The sequence below is a fragment of the Paraburkholderia elongata genome, from assembly GCF_013177735.1.
Classification (GTDB): Bacteria; Pseudomonadota; Gammaproteobacteria; order Burkholderiales; family Burkholderiaceae; genus Paraburkholderia; species Paraburkholderia elongata.
This window is the reverse complement of record NZ_WOEZ01000123.1, coordinates 19,327-37,351: the sequence shown is the minus strand read 5'-3', so window position 1 is coordinate 37,351 and position 18,025 is coordinate 19,327. Positions and strand designations below refer to the sequence as shown.

Genomic DNA, 18,025 nt, shown 5'->3' with positions numbered 1-18,025 from the left:
TCGAGAGCATTCCGTAACGCGTAAATCTGGAGGAAGCCATGGATCTCGGGCCGCGCAAACCTGCGATTTCCGATCGGTTGATGAAACGGATCGCCTGGCGGCTCGCGCCGCTGATGATTGTGATGTACATCGCGAATCAGCTTGACCGCGCGAACATCGGCTATGCGGCGCTGACCATGAACGCCGAGCTCCACATGACAACGGCGCAGTTCGGCTTCGCCGCAAGCCTGTTTTTTCTCGGCTATATCCTGTTCGAAGTGCCGAGCAACCTGTGCATGCATCGATTTGGCGCGCGGCTGTGGATGACGCGCATTCTGCTGAGTTGGGGTCTGCTCTCCTCGCTGACGAGCTTCGTCCCCGACTCCCGCTGGCTCTATATCGCCCGCTTCTTTCTTGGCGCGTTCGAAGCCGGGCTGTTTCCGGGCATGGTGTATTACCTCACACTGTGGATGCCGGCGCGCAATCGCGTATGGATGATGTCTCTGTTCGTGACGGCAATCCCGCTGACCGGCGTGCTCGGGGCACCGGTGTCCACCTGGCTGATGACACATGCGAACGTGTTCGGTATCACCGGCTGGCGCGCAATGATTCTGCTGGAGGGGGTCCCCGCTATCATCCTGGCCGGGATTGCCTATTTCTGGCTGACGGACGACCCGTCCCGCTCCCGCTGGCTTTCCGCTGCGGAAAGGAGTGAAATCGCCGCGGCACTGGCTGCCGAACGGGCCGAGGCAGCGGCCGCCACCTCGCCGTCCAGCGCCTTGAGGGCGCTCGGAAATCCGAAAGTCTGGGCGCTCGGTGTCGTCTACTTCGGCACCAACGCCGGCATCATCGGCTTGCTCTATTTCCTGCCGCAAGTCATCAAAACGTTTGAAAGCACTTTTGGGGTGAAGTACAGCCTCATGGATATCGGGCTGATCACGGCGATTCCATTCGGCGTTGCCGTTGTCGCGACGCTGATCTGGGGCCGTGTGGTTAGCCGCCACCAAGTCGGCGCCTGGCATGTGGCAGGCCCCCTTCTGGTGTGCGCGGCCGCGCTCTCGGTGGCCCTGCTGCTGAAGTCTCCCTACCAGTCGATCATCGCCCTCTCGATCGGCTCCGCGGCCTGCTTCTGCAGCATCACGACCTTCTGGCAGTTGCCTAGCCGCATCCTCACCGATCGCGCTGCAGCGGCCGGCATCGCCCTGATCACGAGCATCGGGGTTTCGTCAGGATTTTTGCTGCCGTATTTTATCGGTTGGGTAAAGGATACGACCGGCACGTTTGTCCTCGCATTCGTCGGCATCGCCGCGACGATGGTGCTCGCCTCGATCACGGTCACGCTGCTCGAAACCCGCTGGCGAAAAATTGGCCAGCCACAGCTGGCCAGTGAATAAGCGTGGCCAGCGCCTCGCCGTCCTTAGGACTATCATCGACGGATCCATTGCCCATTTCTTTTCGCCAGCAAGGATTCTCGATGCGCCGCGGTGTCCCTAGTCTCAGTGCGCTGCAAGCTTTTGAAGCCGCGGCGCGACATGAAAGTTTTTCGAAAGCTGCGGTCGAGCTGTCGCAAACGCATGGTGCTGTCTGCAAAAAGGTCAACGAGCTCGAGGCTCATCTGGGCATCCCCCTGTTCGAGCGGGTACGTCAGCGGCTGGTATTGTCCGCAGCGGGCGCAGAGTACGCGCGGCGAATTCGCGTCCATCTCGACCAGATTCGCCGCGATACGCTCGAGCTGATGCGCAAGCAAAGCGAAGTGAAGATCCAGTTGGCCGTCGGCGTCACGTTTGCGTCTCAATGGCTGATTCCGCGTCTGCATGACTTCTACGAGCTCAACCCGGACCTGCAACTTCACATCATGGGGCGCGACCAGCCAACGTTCTTCGACAATTCAAGCTTCGATGCGGCGATCTATTTCGGACAGAGCTTGTGGCCCGCTATGCCAGGACAGCCGCTCGTGAGCGACGATCAGATTCTCGCTGTCTGTGCACCCGGGTTGATCGGTAGGCGCGATAGCTTGAGCAGCGAAAAGATCAGCGCGCTGCCTTGGATTCACACCCGCGATCTTCCGCGCGCGTGGCTTGCATGGTCCGAAAGCGCGTCCACGCAGATCATCGAGCATAGCGCGGCGAACCAGCACTACGACATGTTCATCATGGCAATCAACGCCGCGATTTCCGGACTAGGCGTGGCTTTGCTTCCGCGTATCCTGATCGAACGGGAGCTGCGCAGCCGTGCACTCGTCCAGGTGCATCCTCATTCGATCCCGAATCCGGAGACCGTCTACTACTCGTTTCCCGAGCAGAAACGTGACTGGGAACCGCTTAAACGCTTCGATCAATGGCTAAGCGAGGCCGTACGCGACTATCGCGAAGGCTGCCACCGCGACCGCACGGCAGCCTTCGAGGCGACACTTACGCCAAACTGAGGACGTCCGTGTCAGGACGTCCGTGTTCACGCGAGTTCGCGCAGATCAGGGCTGTCACGCAGGAGTTGCTGGTAGAGCCCCTGGAAGCTGAGCCATGCGACGTAGTCGGACCCCAGTTGCGCGCGCGTTGCCCGCGCGTCCTCGTCCGATAGCGGCTCAATTGAACCTGCCGCCTCTGCCAGCAACTGCACCTGGCAGCAACGCTCCATTGCAATGAAGCGGTACGCCGCGGCGTCGACCGATGAACCGACGGTCAGCAGGCCATGATTGAGCAGAACGGCCGCGCGCTTTGTGCCCATCGTCTCCGCGATCCGGCGACCCTCTTCGGTGGCGAGCACGACGACGTCGCCGCGAAATAGCACGTGATCGTCATAGAAGAGACAGGCCTCCTGATTGAGCGGCGCAAGGAGCCGTGCGCGCGCTGAAAACGCGCGGCCGGAAGGCGTATGTGTATGGGCTGCTGCAACGATATTGGGATTCGCGCCGTGGATACCGCAGTGAATCGCCGCCGCAGCGGCGTTGACGGGTCCGGTCCCATGATAAACGTTGGCCTCCTCGTCAATGCACACGAGATCATCGGGATGAATTGACGAAAAATGCTGCGCGTACGGGTTGACCCAAAATCGGTCGTGAAACTCCGGGTCGCGGACCGTGATATGCCCGGCTATGCCTTCGGCCAGCCCGAATCGCGCAAAGATGCGAAATGCCGCAGCGAGTTTGAGCTTGCGATGTTGCCGTTCATCGTCGAGGCTGGCGAATACCGGCGGCTCCGGCAAGCGTCCGCCGATTGGTTTGGGAATCTGCAACTCGCGGACTTCCGCGTGGCCCATGACATACTCCTTCGTGCTGATCGGAGCCTTGATTTTCGTCTGCACAGACGACTCAGTCCATCGACGATTTGTCACAAGATCGCTTCTTGCGCTCACAACGCACGGCCTGACGATTCGACCTTGGTGTCCAGATACGTAGGACAACGCGCAGCCCACAGCGCGATCGTTGGGTCGGTGATCCAGCACTCAGCACACGGCGAGCGCGAGCACGGCTTTGCCGAAGGTGTCGTGAGCAAATACGTCGAGCGGCCGCCGGATTACTGCGATCGAATGCGTTTCATTGGTGCCACCCAACTTCCCTTCGCAGATAGCACGCGTCCGAGGCAGAGGCTTGAAGCAGGCGTACAAAAAAATTCAATCGCAAGTATTTCGATAGTCATGCGATACTCGCTGCTTGACAAATCGCACCCGTGTCGGATGCTGCCCGAGGAATTGAGGCATGCTGATTAACCAAGCAGGCTAACGATCATGTCTGCCACATCAGGCGACCACAAGACGCCTCGCGGACCCATACTCTCCCCATGGAAACAAATTGCGCCGACGACCATGCGCAAAAAAAAACCGATGATCTTGCGCGCGACATCATTGAGCAGATCGCCGATAAGTGGACCATCCTGGTGATCGATGCACTTGGGACCGACGGCGAGATGCGTTTTTCGCGCCTACGCGAACACATCGGTGGCGTCAGTCAGAAGATGCTCACGAAGACGTTGCGCCAACTTGAGCGCGACGGCTTGGTTTCGCGCCACGTGCATCCAGTGATCCCGCCGCGCGTCGACTATCGGCTGACACCGCTCGGAAGCAGCCTTCTGGACAAAATCTGCGGAATTTGGGATTGGGCCGAAAGTCACATGACCGAAATGGAAGTGGCGCGGCTGCAGTTCGATCGTAGAGAAAAGCGGGCCGACACCTCACGGTCACCCGACGGTGCGACTCTTTAGACGGCAAGGTTGAAGCTTGTGAGTTGCGAATGCATGCGGCCGTTCGATGCCCACAAGGGTGACTGAAGCTTTATACGAGCGGATCAATCGCGCTCCGTTGGCAACGAACCGCGTATCCGGAAAGCGCTGACGGCGCTGCGCAACGCAAACGCCTGCTCTTCCAGTGATCGCGTAGCCGCCGATGCCTGTTCAACCAGTGCGGCATTTTGTTGCGTCGCTTCGTCCATTTGCACGATTGCCTGTCCGACCTGTTCGATGCCGATGCTCTGCTCTTCCGACGCCGCGGCGATCTCTGCCATGATCTCGTTGACCTGCCGTACCGATTGCAAAATCTCGGCCATCGTCGCCCCGGCGTCGCGCACCCTAAACGACCCCGCCTGGACACGCTGGACCGATTCATCGATAAGCGCCTTGATTTCCTTTGCAGCGGTCGCTGCGCGCTGCGCGAGCGAGCGGACCTCGCTCGCGACAACCGCGAAGCCACGCCCCTCCTCGCCCGCGCGAGCAGCTTCCACAGCTGCATTGAGCGCGAGAATGTTAGTCTGGAACGCTATACCCTCGATGACCGAAATGATCTCCGCCATCCGCTCCGACGATGCCGAGATTCCGTCCATCGTTTCAACAACGCTTTGCACAGTTTGACTGCCGCGCGTGGCTATCTCCTCCGCCGCCGTAGCTACTGCACTGGCTTGCTTAGCGCTATCCGAATTCTGTTTGACGGTGCCGGTGAGTTGATCCATCGACGCTGAAGTCTGTTGCAGCGACGCAGCTTGCGATTCGGTGCGCGTCGACAAATCTGCATTGCCCTGGCTGATCTGAATACTTGTCGTCGAGACGCCGTCGGCATGCTGCCGCACGCTTTCGACGACGTCATGCAGTGCGTTGCGCATCCGCTCCATGGTCGCAAGTATGCTGTCGCTATCGCCATGTCGTACCCGCACCGCCTGGAACAGGTCGCCGCTGCGGATCGCGTTAGCGAGATGCTTGACCTGACCCGGTTCGCCGCCAAGCGCCCGCGTGATGTCATGCGTGATCCAATAGGCAATCACACCGCCTGTCAAGATTGCCAGCGCGGTCAGCACGAGCATGAGCACCTGGAATGTGCGCCCAACTTCCCGCGCCGCGTTTCCCTGTACGCTGTTCAACTGCTCTTCGAGATCAATGAAGCGATCGATGGCGTTCAGCCAGTCGACGAATGCCGGCCGGGCCTGATCAAGCAGCACGCGCTGCGCACCGGCTGTGTCCCCCGCCTGCTGCCTTGCAATCACGTCGGCCATCAAGGGCAGTGTGCGAGCCTCGTCGGCCTTGATGGCTGTCAGCGCCGGCTTCTCGTCGTTATACGCCGCGCTGCGCGCAGCAACCATTTTGTCAAGTGGACCGGCTGCTTCCTGGTACGCTTCGTTCAATTCATTGATACGCGACAGCACCGATGGAAGCTCTCTCGGCGGCACGAGCACCACGTCGCGCAGCGCTATTGCGCGGTTGTGGACACTTCCGCGGAATGCGATCGCATAGGTTTCTTTGACACTGTTAATGTCGTTGATTGTCGTGAGGCTCGCATTGATCTTGTTGACTCGCGTGATCCCTACAATCGTTAGCGCGACGAGCGCAAACAGAATCAACCCAAAACCCACAGCAACCCGCGTGCCGGTGCGAACATTCTGAAGTTTCAACATCGCTCCCTATGCGATCACTCTCAGTAACTTGTGTACCTGCTTACTAACGACCAACGTGCCCGAGCTTTGCGAACAACCGACTCACGACTTTATCGCCCGACAAAGAAGTCCCGCACGATGGTGAGCGCAGCCTCGACGGCGTCCGCGGAGACGTCGAGGTGCGTAACCCAGCGCTGCTGCGTCGTGCCATACACAGACGTGACGCCAATACCGTGTGCAGCCAGGTGACCGGAAAACACCCCTGCTATCTCTTCGGCGACATTCACGAAAACGATATTCGTGTCGGGCGCTGACACGGTCAAGCCAGGGAACGTCGACAGACCCTGCGCGAGGATCCTGGCATTGGTGTGATCAACCTCTAACCGATCGACGTTGTGCTCAAGCGCATACAATCCGGCTGCCGCCATGATGCCTGCCTGCCGCATGCCTCCGCCGAGCATCTTGCGCAGCCGCCGCGCCCGCGAGATAAAAGGGAACGAACCGACAAGCATCGACCCGATGGGCGCTCCCAATCCCTTTGACAGGCAGACGGATGCGGAGTCGAACGGTGCGACCAGCGTCGCCGCCGGAACGCCCAGTACCGCGGCCGCATTGAACACGCGCGCACCATCGAGATGGCATGAAAGGCCATGCCGACGGGCAAGTGAAGTGGCGGCGTCGACGTAGGCCAAAGAGAGGGCCTTCCCGCCGATTGTGTTCTCGAGCGCAAGCAGACGCGAGCGAGCGAAATGTGGATCGTCTGGCTTAACGGCCAGTTCGATATCAGCGAGCGACAGCGTCCCATCGGGCTGATTGGTCAACGGCTGCGGCTGGATACTCCCGAGTGCTGCGGCCCCACCGGCTTCCCAGCGATAGCAGTGGGCGTTCTGGCCGACGATATACTCGTCGCCGCGCTCGCAATGCGACATGAGTGCGATAAGATTTGACTGCGTGCCCGACGACACAAACAGGGCAGATTCCTTGCCGAGGATTTCGCAGACTATTGCTTCCAGTCGATTTACGGTCGGATCGTCTCCGAGAACGTCGTCGCCCACTTCGGCCGCTGCCATCGCGGCACGCATTAGAGGGCCGGGTCGGGTAACGGTGTCGCTGCGAAAGTCGTAGCGGATTGCAGGGCTCATCGGATTTCCTTCCAAGAGCAGCGATCTTGGCATTCCGATTGCGTTAGGCCAATACACAGCAAAGGCGAATCTGTTAGATAACAGATTCGCGGCGATGAATTGAACAGCATGCAGGCAACTGAATCCGTTTTGCCACGATATAAACGACTCGCCCAGCAATTGTGGGAGGGAATCGTCCATGCGGGACTGTGCGAAGGCAGTCGCATACCGTCCGTACGTACGCTGGCAGTGCAACACGACGTGAGCCTCACTACCGCAGTGCAGGCCCTGCGCTGGCTGGAAACGCAGGGTCATATCGAGGCTCGCCCCCGATCGGGTTATTTTGTCGCAAGGCGACCGGAGCACTCGTGCCCCGCGCGAGCCACAGGGTGGCCCAACCCGCCTCCAGAACTCGATGCCCAGGTCCGTGATCACCTTGCGATGGTAGGTGCGCCGTGTGCGGTTCGTTTGGACCTTGCTGTCGGGGAGCCGTCGCTGTATCCGGTCGACAGGCTGAGCGTCCTGCTACGCCGAAGTGCGTACCAGCAGCCGGACCTGGTCGGTGCGCATGCGCGGGGGGCGGGACACCCTGACCTGCGGCGCGAGATCGCTCGTCAGGCGATGCAGTATCGCTGCGAACTCGCCCCCGACGAGCTGGTTGTTACCAACGGCTGCATCGAAGCACTGAATCTTGCACTCAGGGCCGTGACGCGACCCGGCGATGTCGTGGCAGTCGAGTCGCCGACTTATTTCGTGTTGCTGCAAATGTTGGGCGCCCTCGAACTGCGGGTCCTGCCGATCCCGTGCCGAACCGGCACCGGGATGGATCTCGACGCGCTGAAAAGTGCGCTCAATGAAACGCGTATCAATGCGGTCGTCACGATCGCAAACGCCAACAACCCGGTTGGCAGCATCGCGTCAGACGCGGACAAGGCGGCGCTCGTGAGGCTGCTACAAGCGCGCAACATCCCTTTGATCGAGGACGACATTTTCGGAGACGTCTGCTATGACGAGCTGCGGCCGCGTCCGGCACGGGCCTTCGATACGTCCGGCAATGTGCTTCTATGCGGCGGCTTCTCGAAGAGTCTGTGTCCCGGCTTGCGCCTTGGCTGGATTGCGGCGGGAAAGTTTAGCGATAAAGTTCGGGCACTGAAGTACACCACCAGCATGGCCACGGCGGAATTGCAGCAGACCGCGGTCGCCGGGATGCTCTCCAGTGGCGGTTTCGCTTTGCACCTGAGACGCCTCAAAGGTGCGCTGCAGGACCAGCAGAGTGCACTACGCGATGCTGTCCTCCGTCACTTTCCCGAAGGCACAGAGTTGAGCCACCCACGCGGCGGATTCGTTCTCTGGCTAAAGTTGCCTACCACCGGCCATCTTCGCGTCAGCACGCGCCCTATGTTTGAGCAGGCACGCACCGAGGGTATCGGTTTTGCCCCAGGACATCTGTTCGGCCAGGGCGGCGCCTACGACGATTGCCTGCGATTGAACGCCGGTTATCGGTGGACGAACAATCAGGAAAAAGCGGTCGAGCGTCTCGGAGCGCTAGCGCGGATCGCCGTCGCCGCGTCGGAATAGCAGCGCTCGACAGACAAAAATGATTCAGGCTGCGCGCTTGCGTCGTGTCGGCGGGAGCGTCCATTCACCGCCCTCCTCAACGTGTTCCGTCAGCTTGTCGACGCAGTGAAAAAGCACTCGCTTTTCCTCCGCTGACAGAACGGACATGAGCTGCTCGTCGAAGATCTTGCCGATCCGATCGCACTTGCGGACAATTGTCTTGCCCTTCCTGGTCAAGTGCAGGTTGATGACACGTGCATCCGTCGTGCCGGTAGAGCGCGTCAGCAAGCCGCGATTAGCTAGCGTGGTGACCAGCTTCGAAACCAGCGTCTTTTCAAGGTATGTCAGCTCAATCAACGGACCGAGGGAGATGCCCGGCTGCATATCGACGAAACGCAGCACGCGCAGGTCGCGCAGGGTGACATCGCATTCGGCTTCGTAGAGGCCAGACGCCACGCCCTTGGCCAACTCGCTGAGTACGTCGAGGCGGAAATTCAAATGCTCCAGTCTTGGATACGGCGCCTTCGACATGCTGTTCTCCCATTCAGCTACTCTGATTCAGTTGCACACTACAACATTTGAATTTTACGCGTTTCATGCACGAAACATACCATCGTATGGTAACTCCCCATACGTGCAGACAAATCGGGCGCTTGCCACATGGCACTAGCATGCCGCAATGCGCACGAATGGGGCAAGCACGCACAATGGCGGCGCAGCAAGCGGATGCGGACGCGACCCACCTAGCTTCCGAACGCCGCTTCATAAAACGGCCTCGGAGCGAGAGGCCACCGCACTGTTGACCAGCGCCTGCATTAGGCGGCGTGCCCAACTCAAACAGCAACCCGCAATAGAATCGATGCTGACTAGCCCCTCGCCCCCTCGTCAATCGCCTTGAGCACCAAACCGAAAAATTCGTCAGCATGCGCCGGATTGAGCCAGCGCACCACCACCGCCAGCCGGCGTTCAGGTTCGATCCAGGTGAACGAACCGCCCGCGCCAATTGCGAAGTAGCTGGAGGCCGGCACGCTCGGAAAGACGCTGCGCTCGTGGTTAAGCCAGACCAGGTAGCCATAGAACGGTGCGATTGCACACGGTGTCAGCATGCGCTGCAGCCACTCGCTGGAGACGATGTGCTGGCCGTTGACGCTGCCCTGACCCAGGAACAGCTGGGCCACCTTGATCTGGTCCTGGGCGCTGATCGACAGGCCGCCACCCCAATGCGTGCCGCCCGGAACCGACTGCACGCGCTGCCCGCTCACCTCCACCCAGGCATTATCGTAACCGACCCATTGCCAGTTCTCGCTCGCGTCGAGTGGCCGCATGATCGCTTCGCGAAACACCTCTGGCAACGGACGGCGGAACAGGTGCAGCAGCGCCAGCGAAAACTGGTTTATGCGCACGTCGTTGTATTCCCAGTAGGTGCCGGGAGCCTGTAGCGGCCGCCGATCCCCCTTCTTCCCATCCGGCTCCTTGCCGAATTTCACGTATCGGTAGTGGTCGGCCTCGTCGGGCAAGCCGAAACACACGCCTTGCCATTCGCTTGTCTGCTGCAGCAGATGCGCCCAGGCCACGCTCGCGTTGTGCTCGTCATCAAAGCCGATACCAGGCACCCGCACGTGCACCGGCTCGTCGACATCGGGCATCAGGCCGCGATCGTGCGCAACGCCGGCCAGCAGCGCGAGATAAGTCTTGGCAATGCTAAAGGTCAGGTCGGCACGATCAGGTTCGCCCCACGAAGTGAGCGTCCGGCCGTCCCGAGTGATGACGCCGGACACCGGGCCACGCCCATGCACCGGTCCGAGCAGCCGGTTCCAGGGTGGCGGGTCGTCCGGATGTACGCCCCATACGCCATCGACCTCGCGGTCCCACGGCGTTTCATGATCGATCGCGAATTGCACGGCATGCTGGAGATTGGCAGGTTGCATGAGGGTCCTTTACCGGGCACAAAACAGCTTGACGAGGTTCACCCAATAAGTTGCACCGATCGCAAGCGCGGCATCGTTGAAATCGTAATGCGGATTGTGGAGCGGTGCTGCCGGAGTCGCCTCGTCAACGCCCATCCAGATGTATGCGCCGGGCTTTGCGTGCAGCATGAACGCAAAATCCTCCGAGGCCATCGAAGGCACACAACCTCGCCGCACGCTGGAAGCGCCGACGGTCGCCTCGGCGGCCGCAGCTGCAAGATCGGCTTGAGCGGCACTATTGATGGTGGCCGGATACGCGTAGCGATAGTCAAGCGTCGCGCTTGCGCCCAGTGCGCGCGCTATACCCGTGGAAACTTCGCCGATCGACGAGCGAATTCGTTCCTGCACGTCGATCGAAAAACAACGCACGGTGCCGCGAATGACCGCACGGTCAGGCAGTACGTTCCACGCTTCGCCACCGTGAATTTGCGTGACGCTAACGACGCCTGATTCCTTCGGGGAAATTCGTCGGCTTATGATTGTCTGCAATGCGGTGACGATCTGGCTAGCACACACCAGCACGTCGCTCCCTTCCTCAGGCATCGCGGCATGCGAACCCTTGCCGTCGACAACAATCTCGAACGTGTCGAACGATGCCATCATCGGACCGTCGTTGATCGCAAAATGTCCGCGCGGGAAGCCCGGCCAGTTGTGCAAACCAAACACCGCGTCACACGCAAAGCGCTCGAAGAGTCCCTCTTCGACCATCATCTTGCCACCGCCCGCCGGCCCCTCTTCTGCCGGCTGAAAAATCACATGTACCGTGCCGCGCCAACTGGGGTCGCGGCTCAACGCGACAGCGGCGCCGAGCAGCATTGCAGTGTGGCCGTCATGGCCACACGCATGCATCTTGCCTTCATGTTGCGACCGATGCGCGAAGCTATTGGCTTCAGCGATCGGCAGTGCGTCCATGTCGGCTCGCAAGCCGATGGCGGGTCCCGCGCTTCGGGTCATGGTACCCACCACACCGGTTCGTCCGATGCTGCCATGTACCTCGAAGCCATACTGTCGCAACACGCCGGCGACGAGGTCTGCGGTTGCGACCTCCTCGAACGCAGTTTCCGGACAGGAGTGCAGTGCGTGCCGCCACTTCGTCATCAGGTCGATCAGGTCGCTATCCATCGGAATTTAATCCCTTTCAGTGGAAAATTAAGGAGACGAGAAAACAGAGAATCGACGAAGCGATGCAGCATCCGCTGCAGATTCGAGTGGGCGCGGTTCCTGGCAAGCTAGCCGTGGCCGATTGCATTACGCGCGTCTGGATGCGCGGGCAAACCACGCTCGGCGCATCGGCCTGAGTGCGGCGATCGCGAGCACAGCGGTACAACCATCCAATGCGATAGCCGTACCGAACACCGCGTCCCAGCCGCCCGTATGCTGGTGGAGTAGCGCGGCCACCGGTCCGCCCAGGATCGAACCGATACCTTGCGCATAAGACAGGCACGCGTAGTTGACGATCGCATGTTTGCCGCCAAAGGTGTCCGTGAGCGTCGAAGGGAAAAGCGAAAAAATCTCGCCCCAGCCGAGAAAGACGACGCCAGACAGCAGCACGAACAACAACGGATCGTGCCGCAACGTGAGCCACAAGGTCATCGCTACTGCTTCCATCCCGAATGCGATCAGCATCGTGTGCTCGCGCCCGATCAGGTCGGAGATCCATCCGAACATAGGCCGCGTCACGCCGTTCGCCACGCGATCAATCGTCAACGCAAGCGGCAACGCTGCGAGGCCGAACACGGTGACCCCCGCCAGGCCGAAATCTCGCGTGAAGACTGCCATTTGCGAAGTCACCATCAGGCCGGAGGTCGCCATCATCGACATCATCACAAACATCAGCCAGAACAACGGCGTGCGCAGCATCTTGCCGGGCCGCGTGTCAGGTACAGCCGCGGCGGCTCTCTGCGGCCGCCAGTCCGCCATGTAGCCAGGAGGCGGCAGCCTCATGCCGAGGGCGGCAAGTATGCCGATCACGCTGAGGATCACGCCATAGACGGCCAGCGTATGCTGATAGCCGTACTTGGCGATGCTATTGGTGATCGGAAACGTCGTGAGCATTGCGCCCATGCCGAAGCCCGCCATCACTACGCCTATCGCAAAACCGCGACGGTCTGGGAACCAGCGTGCCATCAGCCCGATCGTGCCGACCACGACAATACCTACGCCGATTCCCCCGAGAACGCCATAGCAGAGATAAACGGACAGCAGAGACTCCGCGCGGCTCGTCAGTACCCAGCTGAGCCCCGTGATCGCGCCACCCGCGGCCAGCAGCCAGCGCGGCCCAAAGCGCTCGATCAAATAGCCCTCGAGCGGCGACAGAAACGTCTGGCAGACAATGAGAATGGAGAAGGTGACCTGCAAACTCGGCAGCGACACGCCGAGCTGCGCTGTCAGCGGGCGCGTCAGCAAAGTCCAGATGTATTGGGGATTGGACGCGACCATCGCACATACGAGGCCGCACAACAATTGCCACCAGCGGCTGTGTAGTGAAAGTGCAAACGGTGCACGGGTGTGGGCGCCGAAATTCTGGGTGCTCATGCTTCAACTCCGTACGAAGAGGTGCCACGAAATGACTCAGGCAGCGAGCTTGTCTGGAGGCGCGACGCCACGCTCCTGGACAACACGCTCAGTACATCGAAACGTAAGTTCAGATGACCCAGCTTTGAAAACGGCACCTTCGACAATCTGCTAGTGCGCTTGCATCACGTCGATATAGTTGCAATTTTCAATAATTTCCATTTCCATATTACTTCGATTTGCACGAAGTGTGCCACGATGCGGGAAACCCCGTTTTCATGGACAAATCAGGCGTTTTTCATACCGCGATGCACACGCGACCATGCGCAAAAACCATGCACGGCGCGCGCGAGAAAGGTGCACTGCGCAACCCAATACCGCCGTTGCACCGATCCCGAGCGCAACATTGGCAGACCTAGAGCCACGGCGCGTTGGGCCGGATAATTGTCATGCCGGGGACGCCTGTGGCGTCCCGACCGACATGTTGCAGTCGCTCGCCCATCCGCATCAGCGACTTCCGCAATGTTGTTCGACAGCATCGGCGTGGAGGCTTGCGGTGCCGATGGAGGACTGCAAGAGAAACGCGAGACGCAGCCGCGGCATGTCCAGCACGTCAGTCCTCAAGATGCCGGGTTATCGCGGCGGAAATAAACGCGGCATCGTCCAGATTGGCTGTCGGCAGCCCGGCGCGATGGCCCCATATCGACGAAATGGGAAGGAGCCTGGCGTTTCGCATTTGCTCGACCTCGAGACGGTTGTCTTCCACCTGGAAATACAGGTCGGTTTCGCTTGGCATGATCAACGCCTTCGCCGTAATCGCTTTCAGCGCCGCTTGAAAATCGCCGTTATATTTGGAATTGGCCGCGATGTTTGCGTGTTGCCATGTCCATAGGTGAGCCAGCAGGTTGTTGCCATCGCGCTTCAGGAAATTCGCTTCCCACGACATCGCGAGAAAGTCTTCAAGCGAGGAGAAGCCGGCCTGCCGCCACACCTCGTCACGATAAAACGTTTGCGACATCGCCATGGCGGCGTAGTTGCGGCCCATGGCCCGCAGACCGCGCTCGGGACGCTCGATGAACGTTCCGTTTTGAAAACCGGGATCCGTCGTCAGGGTCGCGCGCACGCCCTCGATGAATACCTGATTGTGCGGCGAGGTCTTTGCCGCGCCGCAGAGCACGACTAGCCGCCTGACCATGTCCGGATACATTGCCGCCCATTGATACGCCTGCAATCCGCCCATCGACCACCCGCACGCCAATTGCAAAACTTCGATGCCGAGTTCTTGCGTCAGGAGTTGGTGTTGAATCGCGACGTTATCGGCAATCGTGAAATTCGGCCAACGGCTTCCGCTAAAGGGCTCGGTTGCGTTGCTGGGCGAGGACGACAGTCCATTGCCGAACAGATTCGGAATAACGACGAAGTACTTGTCGGTGTCTAGCGCCTTGCCCGGACCGACCATCCACTCGATGTCATAGTGATGCGCAGAAAATGACGTCATATACAGAATGACGTTCGATTTTTCCGCGTTCAACTTTCCGTAGGTTTGATAGGCGAGCTTGGCATCTCTGAACGTGATACCAGATTGCAACACCACGTTTCCGGCATTGAATACAAAATAGTCTTCCATGGGTAGGGATCCCTCTTGGTGAAATGTGACGAGTGGGTAACAGAAAAGTCAGATAGAAGGTATCGATGCACTGCGGCGGTATAAAGCTCGGCCATACGCGCATCGCGCACGCGGGAGCGATCTTCGCCGCCAGTTAAGCGGCGAACGCGTCGGACAACAGGTAGTCGATAGCATGAGTGCCAGCGGCAGCAGCGCCCGTCACACTGCGGGCCGCACCACGCTGGCGTCCGCTTCGGCGGTCATCGCCGTCAACGGCGGGTCGGTGACGATAGACTTGAGCGCGGCGATCGGCTGCAACAGTTTCGTCAGATCGGGCCGCGGACGCCGGAGCGCTTCATCGTGCCGCCAGGCCGTCTCGAACGCCTGGGCGATGTCGAGCAGGCGACGATCACCGCGAAACGGCCCAACCAACTGCAGGCCGAACGGCATGCCGGCATGGTCGAGGCCGCACGGTAGCGACAAAGCCGGATTGGTCGCCAGCGTGATCACATAGGTAAGTGCCAGCCAGCGGTAATAGTTCGCGAGCGGCCGCCCGTTGATCTCGGCCAGATAAGTTTGCGACCATGGAAAGGGCGAAATCGGTGAGGTCGGCGAGACGATCAGGTCGTAATCCTGGAACTTTTCCTGGAAACTGCGAAACAGGCGGGTCTGTTCGGCATGCGCCCAGACCACGTCGGCGAGGGACATTGATTGCCCCATTTCGTAGTTGCTTCGGGTGTTGGGCCCGAGCGAAGCGGGGTCGCGCTGGTAGGCATCCTGAAAACTGGCGACGAAGTTCTGCGCGCGGATCACGTCGAAGCACCGGTCGATTTCACCCACATCGATCTCGAGCGGCTCGCAGACCTTCACGTAGCGGGACAGCTTGGCAATCTTGGCACGGAAGGTCGAGCCCAGCGCGTCGTCGACCTCGCAGACACCGAAGTCCTCCGTGTAGGCGACGCGCAGCGTGCAGAGGTCGACCTGCGCACGCTGTGCGAAGGCGGAAGGATCAGCATCCTCGCCCAACGGATCGCTAGCGTCGAGACCGACACTCGCCGCCAGCAGCAGGCGTATGTCGGCGATTTCGCGCCCCATCGGGCCGATCACCGAGATCGGCGTCCAGCCAAGCGGCTTGCTGTCGTTCGGCACCAGTCCAGGCGAAGGACGGAAGCCAACCACGCCGCACAGCGCCGCGGGGATGCGCAGCGATCCGCCCATGTCGGAGCCGGTACAAAGCGGCAGCATATCGGTGGCGAGCGCGGCGGCCGAACCGCCCGAGGAGCCGCCGGCGTTCATCATCGGATTGAAGGGATTGCCGGTCGCCCCCCACACGACATTACGCGTGTTGGCGCCCGCGCCCATTTCCGGCACATTGGTCTTCGCCGCGACGATCGCGCCCGCGGCGCGCAAGCGGGCCACCATCACGCTATCGCGCTGCGGCACGTTCGAGCGAAACAGCGGCGAGCCATAGGTGGTGAGCAGGCCTGCCGTCTCCTCGAGATCCTTCACGCCAAGCGGCAAGCCGTGCAGCAGGCCCAGCGGCTCACCGCGCAATACGGCCTCCTCCGCGCGCTTCGCCTCGATGCGCGCACGCCCGAAGCAGGTCGCAGCGACCGCATTGACAGCGGGGTTCAGCGCTTCGATCCGCGCGATGCAAGCCTCCAGCAATTCGACAGGCGACACCTGCCGGCTACCTATCAGACGCCGCGCCGCGTCCGCGGAGAGCGAAACCAGAGAGTTGTCCATACTTGCCCTATTCCTTTACCCGTTGTCAAGCGGCGCCGAACGCAAAGCCGCGCCCTGGCGCCGCCGCCAGCAAGGCCCGCGTATATTCGTGGCGCGGCGAGAGGAACACGTCCTGGATCGCCCCTTCCTCGACAATCGCGCCGCGCCTCATCACGATGACGCGATCGCAGATCTGGCTGGCCACCCGCAGATCGTGTGTAATGAACAGAATGCCGATCCGCAGCCGCTGCTGAATGTCATCCAGTAGTTCGAGAATTTGCGCCTGGACCGAGACGTCGAGCGCGGACACCGCCTCGTCGGCGATCAACACTTGTGGCTCGCATGCCAGCGCCCGCGCGATCGAGATGCGTTGCCGCTGGCCGCCAGAGAATTCGCTAGGGTAGCGGTTCAGCGCATCGGGCCTGAGCCGTACCAGCGTCATCAGTTCTTCAGCACGTCGCCACGCTTGAGCGTACGGCACGCCGAAATTCAACGGCCCTTCGACGATCGAGGCACCCACTGTCTGGCGTGGATCCAGCGACCGGTAAGGATCCTGGAACACGACCTGTACGCCGCGCCGGAACGGATATAGCGCGCGGCCGCGCGCTTTGGCCACCGATCGGCCGCCGGCGAAGATATCGCCGGCGGTCGGCTCGATCAGCCGCGCAACGCAGCGCGCGACAGTCGATTTTCCCGAACCGGACTCGCCCACAATTCCGACCGTTTCGCCCGGATGCACCGTCAGCGAGACATCACTGGCCGCCCGCACCTCGCGCTTGCGGCCGGGCCAGGAACCCGTCACATAGGTCTTCCCGATCCCGCGTGCGTCGAGCAGGGGATAGGCTTTCTCCACCGGGGGGCGCGTACGCGGCACCAGCGCGGGGACGGCTGCCAGCAACATACGGGTATAGGGCTCGCGCGGCTGCTGCAACACTTGCAACTTGGCGCCCTGCTCGACCATGTCGCCCAACCGCAACACAACGACACGGTCAGCAATCTCGGCGACGACGCCGAAATCGTGGGTGATGAACAGCACGGCGGTTCCGCTCTCAGTCTGCAATTCACGAATCAGCTTGAGAATCTCGGCCTGGGTCGTGACGTCGAGCGCTGTGGTGGGCTCGTCGCAGATCAGCAGCAACGGCTTCAGGATCAGCGCCATTGCAATCACGATGCGCTGGCGCTGTCCGCCCGACAACTGATGCGGATAAGACGCGTAGATACGCTCCGGTTCCGGCAGCCTGACGTGGGCGAAGATCTCGAGAATGCGTCGGCGCCTCTCGCCGACGCCGGCACGGCTATGCTGTGCCAGCATCTCATCGACCTGCGCGCCGCACGTCATGATCGGATTGAGGGCCGTCATCGGCTCCTGGAAAACCATCGCCATTTTTTCGCCGCGCAATTGGCGGATGCGGTCCGGGCTTGCTGTCAGCACGTCTTCGCCGAGTAGTTCGATACCGCCGTCCACCGCCTTGAGCGACGCCGGCAGCAAGCCCATCACTGCCTGCGCGATCACCGATTTGCCTGAGCCCGACTCGCCCAGCAGGCAGACAATCTCCCCCTGCCGCACGTCGAGCGAGGCATGCCGGATCGCATGGGGGCGGTCGGCACCAGCCGGCAGAGAAATGGTCAGGTTATTCACGGCGAGGACGGTTGTGGCCGGCCCGGCGGCGGATGGTGCTGCCGTTTTGAAGTCGAAGTCGCGCAT

The 18,025-nt window shown here is 60.9% G+C and carries 14 protein-coding genes and 1 pseudogene; 5 read left to right on the top strand and 10 right to left on the bottom strand.

Going from position 1 to position 18,025, the window contains the following annotated elements; all coding sequences use genetic code 11:
* Window positions 1-38: 38 nt before the first annotated feature.
* Both GNZ13_RS22945 and GNZ13_RS22940 read left to right on the top strand, forming a co-directional pair.
* A complete protein-coding gene (locus GNZ13_RS22945; RefSeq protein ID WP_172168335.1) occupies window positions 39-1,373 on the top strand; it encodes an MFS transporter in 1,335 nt (444 codons plus the stop codon).
* 80 nt (window positions 1,374-1,453) lie between these two features.
* A complete protein-coding gene (locus GNZ13_RS22940; protein WP_172168333.1) occupies window positions 1,454-2,404 on the top strand; it encodes a LysR substrate-binding domain-containing protein in 951 nt (316 codons plus the stop codon).
* Between the two features lie 26 nt (window positions 2,405-2,430).
* Here GNZ13_RS22940 and GNZ13_RS22935 read toward each other — a convergent pair whose 3' ends face one another.
* On the bottom strand, window positions 2,431-3,234 hold the full coding sequence (locus GNZ13_RS22935) for a class II aldolase/adducin family protein (protein WP_172168331.1): 804 nt from the start codon (window positions 3,232-3,234) through the stop codon (window positions 2,431-2,433).
* 521 nt (window positions 3,235-3,755) lie between these two features.
* On the opposite strand from GNZ13_RS22935, the gene GNZ13_RS22930 reads away from it, so the two are divergent.
* Entirely contained in the window at window positions 3,756-4,175 is a 420-nt protein-coding gene (locus GNZ13_RS22930; protein ID WP_172168329.1) for a winged helix-turn-helix transcriptional regulator, read from the top strand.
* 83 nt (window positions 4,176-4,258) lie between these two features.
* On the opposite strand, the gene GNZ13_RS22925 is transcribed toward GNZ13_RS22930, so the two are convergent.
* Complete coding sequence (locus GNZ13_RS22925) at window positions 4,259-5,848, bottom strand: methyl-accepting chemotaxis protein (RefSeq protein ID WP_236002147.1); 1,590 nt, start codon at window positions 5,846-5,848, stop codon at window positions 4,259-4,261.
* Between the two features lie 92 nt (window positions 5,849-5,940).
* Window positions 5,941-6,972, bottom strand: coding sequence for a low-specificity L-threonine aldolase (gene ltaE / locus GNZ13_RS22920; RefSeq protein ID WP_172168398.1), 1,032 nt, complete (start codon window positions 6,970-6,972; stop codon window positions 5,941-5,943).
* 108 nt (window positions 6,973-7,080) lie between these two features.
* On the opposite strand from ltaE, the pseudogene GNZ13_RS54330 reads away from it, so the two are divergent.
* Together GNZ13_RS54330 and GNZ13_RS22915 are read left to right on the top strand one after the other, a co-directional pair.
* A pseudogene (locus tag GNZ13_RS54330) lies at window positions 7,081-7,239 on the top strand (PLP-dependent aminotransferase family protein); the annotation flags it as partial.
* 180 nt (window positions 7,240-7,419) lie between these two features.
* A complete protein-coding gene (locus GNZ13_RS22915; protein WP_236002146.1) occupies window positions 7,420-8,529 on the top strand; it encodes an aminotransferase-like domain-containing protein in 1,110 nt (369 codons plus the stop codon).
* A 24-nt stretch (window positions 8,530-8,553) separates the two neighbouring features.
* On the opposite strand, the gene GNZ13_RS22910 is transcribed toward GNZ13_RS22915, so the two are convergent.
* From GNZ13_RS22910 to GNZ13_RS22880, 7 genes are all read right to left on the bottom strand, one after another.
* A complete protein-coding gene (locus GNZ13_RS22910) occupies window positions 8,554-9,039 on the bottom strand; it encodes a MarR family winged helix-turn-helix transcriptional regulator (RefSeq protein ID WP_172168323.1) in 486 nt (161 codons plus the stop codon).
* Between the two features lie 335 nt (window positions 9,040-9,374).
* Window positions 9,375-10,436: a serine hydrolase domain-containing protein gene (locus tag GNZ13_RS22905; RefSeq protein WP_172168321.1), complete on the bottom strand. Its 1,062-nt coding sequence runs from the start codon at window positions 10,434-10,436 to the stop codon at window positions 9,375-9,377.
* A gap of 9 nt (window positions 10,437-10,445) precedes the next feature.
* Window positions 10,446-11,597: a M20 aminoacylase family protein gene (locus tag GNZ13_RS22900; RefSeq protein ID WP_172168319.1), complete on the bottom strand. Its 1,152-nt coding sequence runs from the start codon at window positions 11,595-11,597 to the stop codon at window positions 10,446-10,448.
* Between the two features lie 126 nt (window positions 11,598-11,723).
* A complete protein-coding gene (gene oxlT, locus GNZ13_RS22895; protein WP_172168317.1) occupies window positions 11,724-13,010 on the bottom strand; it encodes an oxalate/formate MFS antiporter in 1,287 nt (428 codons plus the stop codon).
* 592 nt (window positions 13,011-13,602) lie between these two features.
* Window positions 13,603-14,616: an alpha/beta fold hydrolase gene (locus GNZ13_RS22890; RefSeq protein ID WP_172168315.1), complete on the bottom strand. Its 1,014-nt coding sequence runs from the start codon at window positions 14,614-14,616 to the stop codon at window positions 13,603-13,605.
* A gap of 198 nt (window positions 14,617-14,814) precedes the next feature.
* On the bottom strand, window positions 14,815-16,341 hold the full coding sequence (locus tag GNZ13_RS22885; RefSeq protein ID WP_172168313.1) for an amidase: 1,527 nt from the start codon (window positions 16,339-16,341) through the stop codon (window positions 14,815-14,817).
* Window positions 16,342-16,366: 25 nt separating this feature from the next.
* A complete protein-coding gene (locus tag GNZ13_RS22880; protein WP_172168311.1) occupies window positions 16,367-18,025 on the bottom strand; it encodes a dipeptide ABC transporter ATP-binding protein in 1,659 nt (552 codons plus the stop codon).

Excerpts from the sequence above, each read along its gene's own strand:
- GNZ13_RS22940 (WP_172168333.1), top strand. The coding sequence starts at position 1,454 with ATGCGCCGCGGTGTCCCTAGTCTCAGTGCGCTGCAAGCTTTTGAAGCC.
- oxlT (WP_172168317.1), bottom strand. The coding sequence starts at position 13,010 with ATGAGCACCCAGAATTTCGGCGCCCACACCCGTGCACCGTTTGCACTT.
- ltaE (WP_172168398.1), bottom strand. The coding sequence starts at position 6,972 with ATGAGCCCTGCAATCCGCTACGACTTTCGCAGCGACACCGTTACCCGA.
- GNZ13_RS22910 (WP_172168323.1), bottom strand. The coding sequence starts at position 9,039 with ATGTCGAAGGCGCCGTATCCAAGACTGGAGCATTTGAATTTCCGCCTC.
- GNZ13_RS22890 (WP_172168315.1), bottom strand. The coding sequence starts at position 14,616 with ATGGAAGACTATTTTGTATTCAATGCCGGAAACGTGGTGTTGCAATCT.
- GNZ13_RS22905 (WP_172168321.1), bottom strand. The coding sequence starts at position 10,436 with ATGCAACCTGCCAATCTCCAGCATGCCGTGCAATTCGCGATCGATCAT.
- GNZ13_RS22935 (WP_172168331.1), bottom strand. The coding sequence starts at position 3,234 with ATGGGCCACGCGGAAGTCCGCGAGTTGCAGATTCCCAAACCAATCGGC.
- GNZ13_RS22880 (WP_172168311.1), bottom strand. The coding sequence starts at position 18,025 with ATGCGCGACTTCGACTTCAAAACGGCAGCACCATCCGCCGCCGGGCCG.
- GNZ13_RS22900 (WP_172168319.1), bottom strand. The coding sequence starts at position 11,597 with ATGGATAGCGACCTGATCGACCTGATGACGAAGTGGCGGCACGCACTG.
- GNZ13_RS22885 (WP_172168313.1), bottom strand. The coding sequence starts at position 16,341 with ATGGACAACTCTCTGGTTTCGCTCTCCGCGGACGCGGCGCGGCGTCTG.
- GNZ13_RS22930 (WP_172168329.1), top strand. The coding sequence starts at position 3,756 with ATGGAAACAAATTGCGCCGACGACCATGCGCAAAAAAAAACCGATGAT.
- GNZ13_RS22945 (WP_172168335.1), top strand. The coding sequence starts at position 39 with ATGGATCTCGGGCCGCGCAAACCTGCGATTTCCGATCGGTTGATGAAA.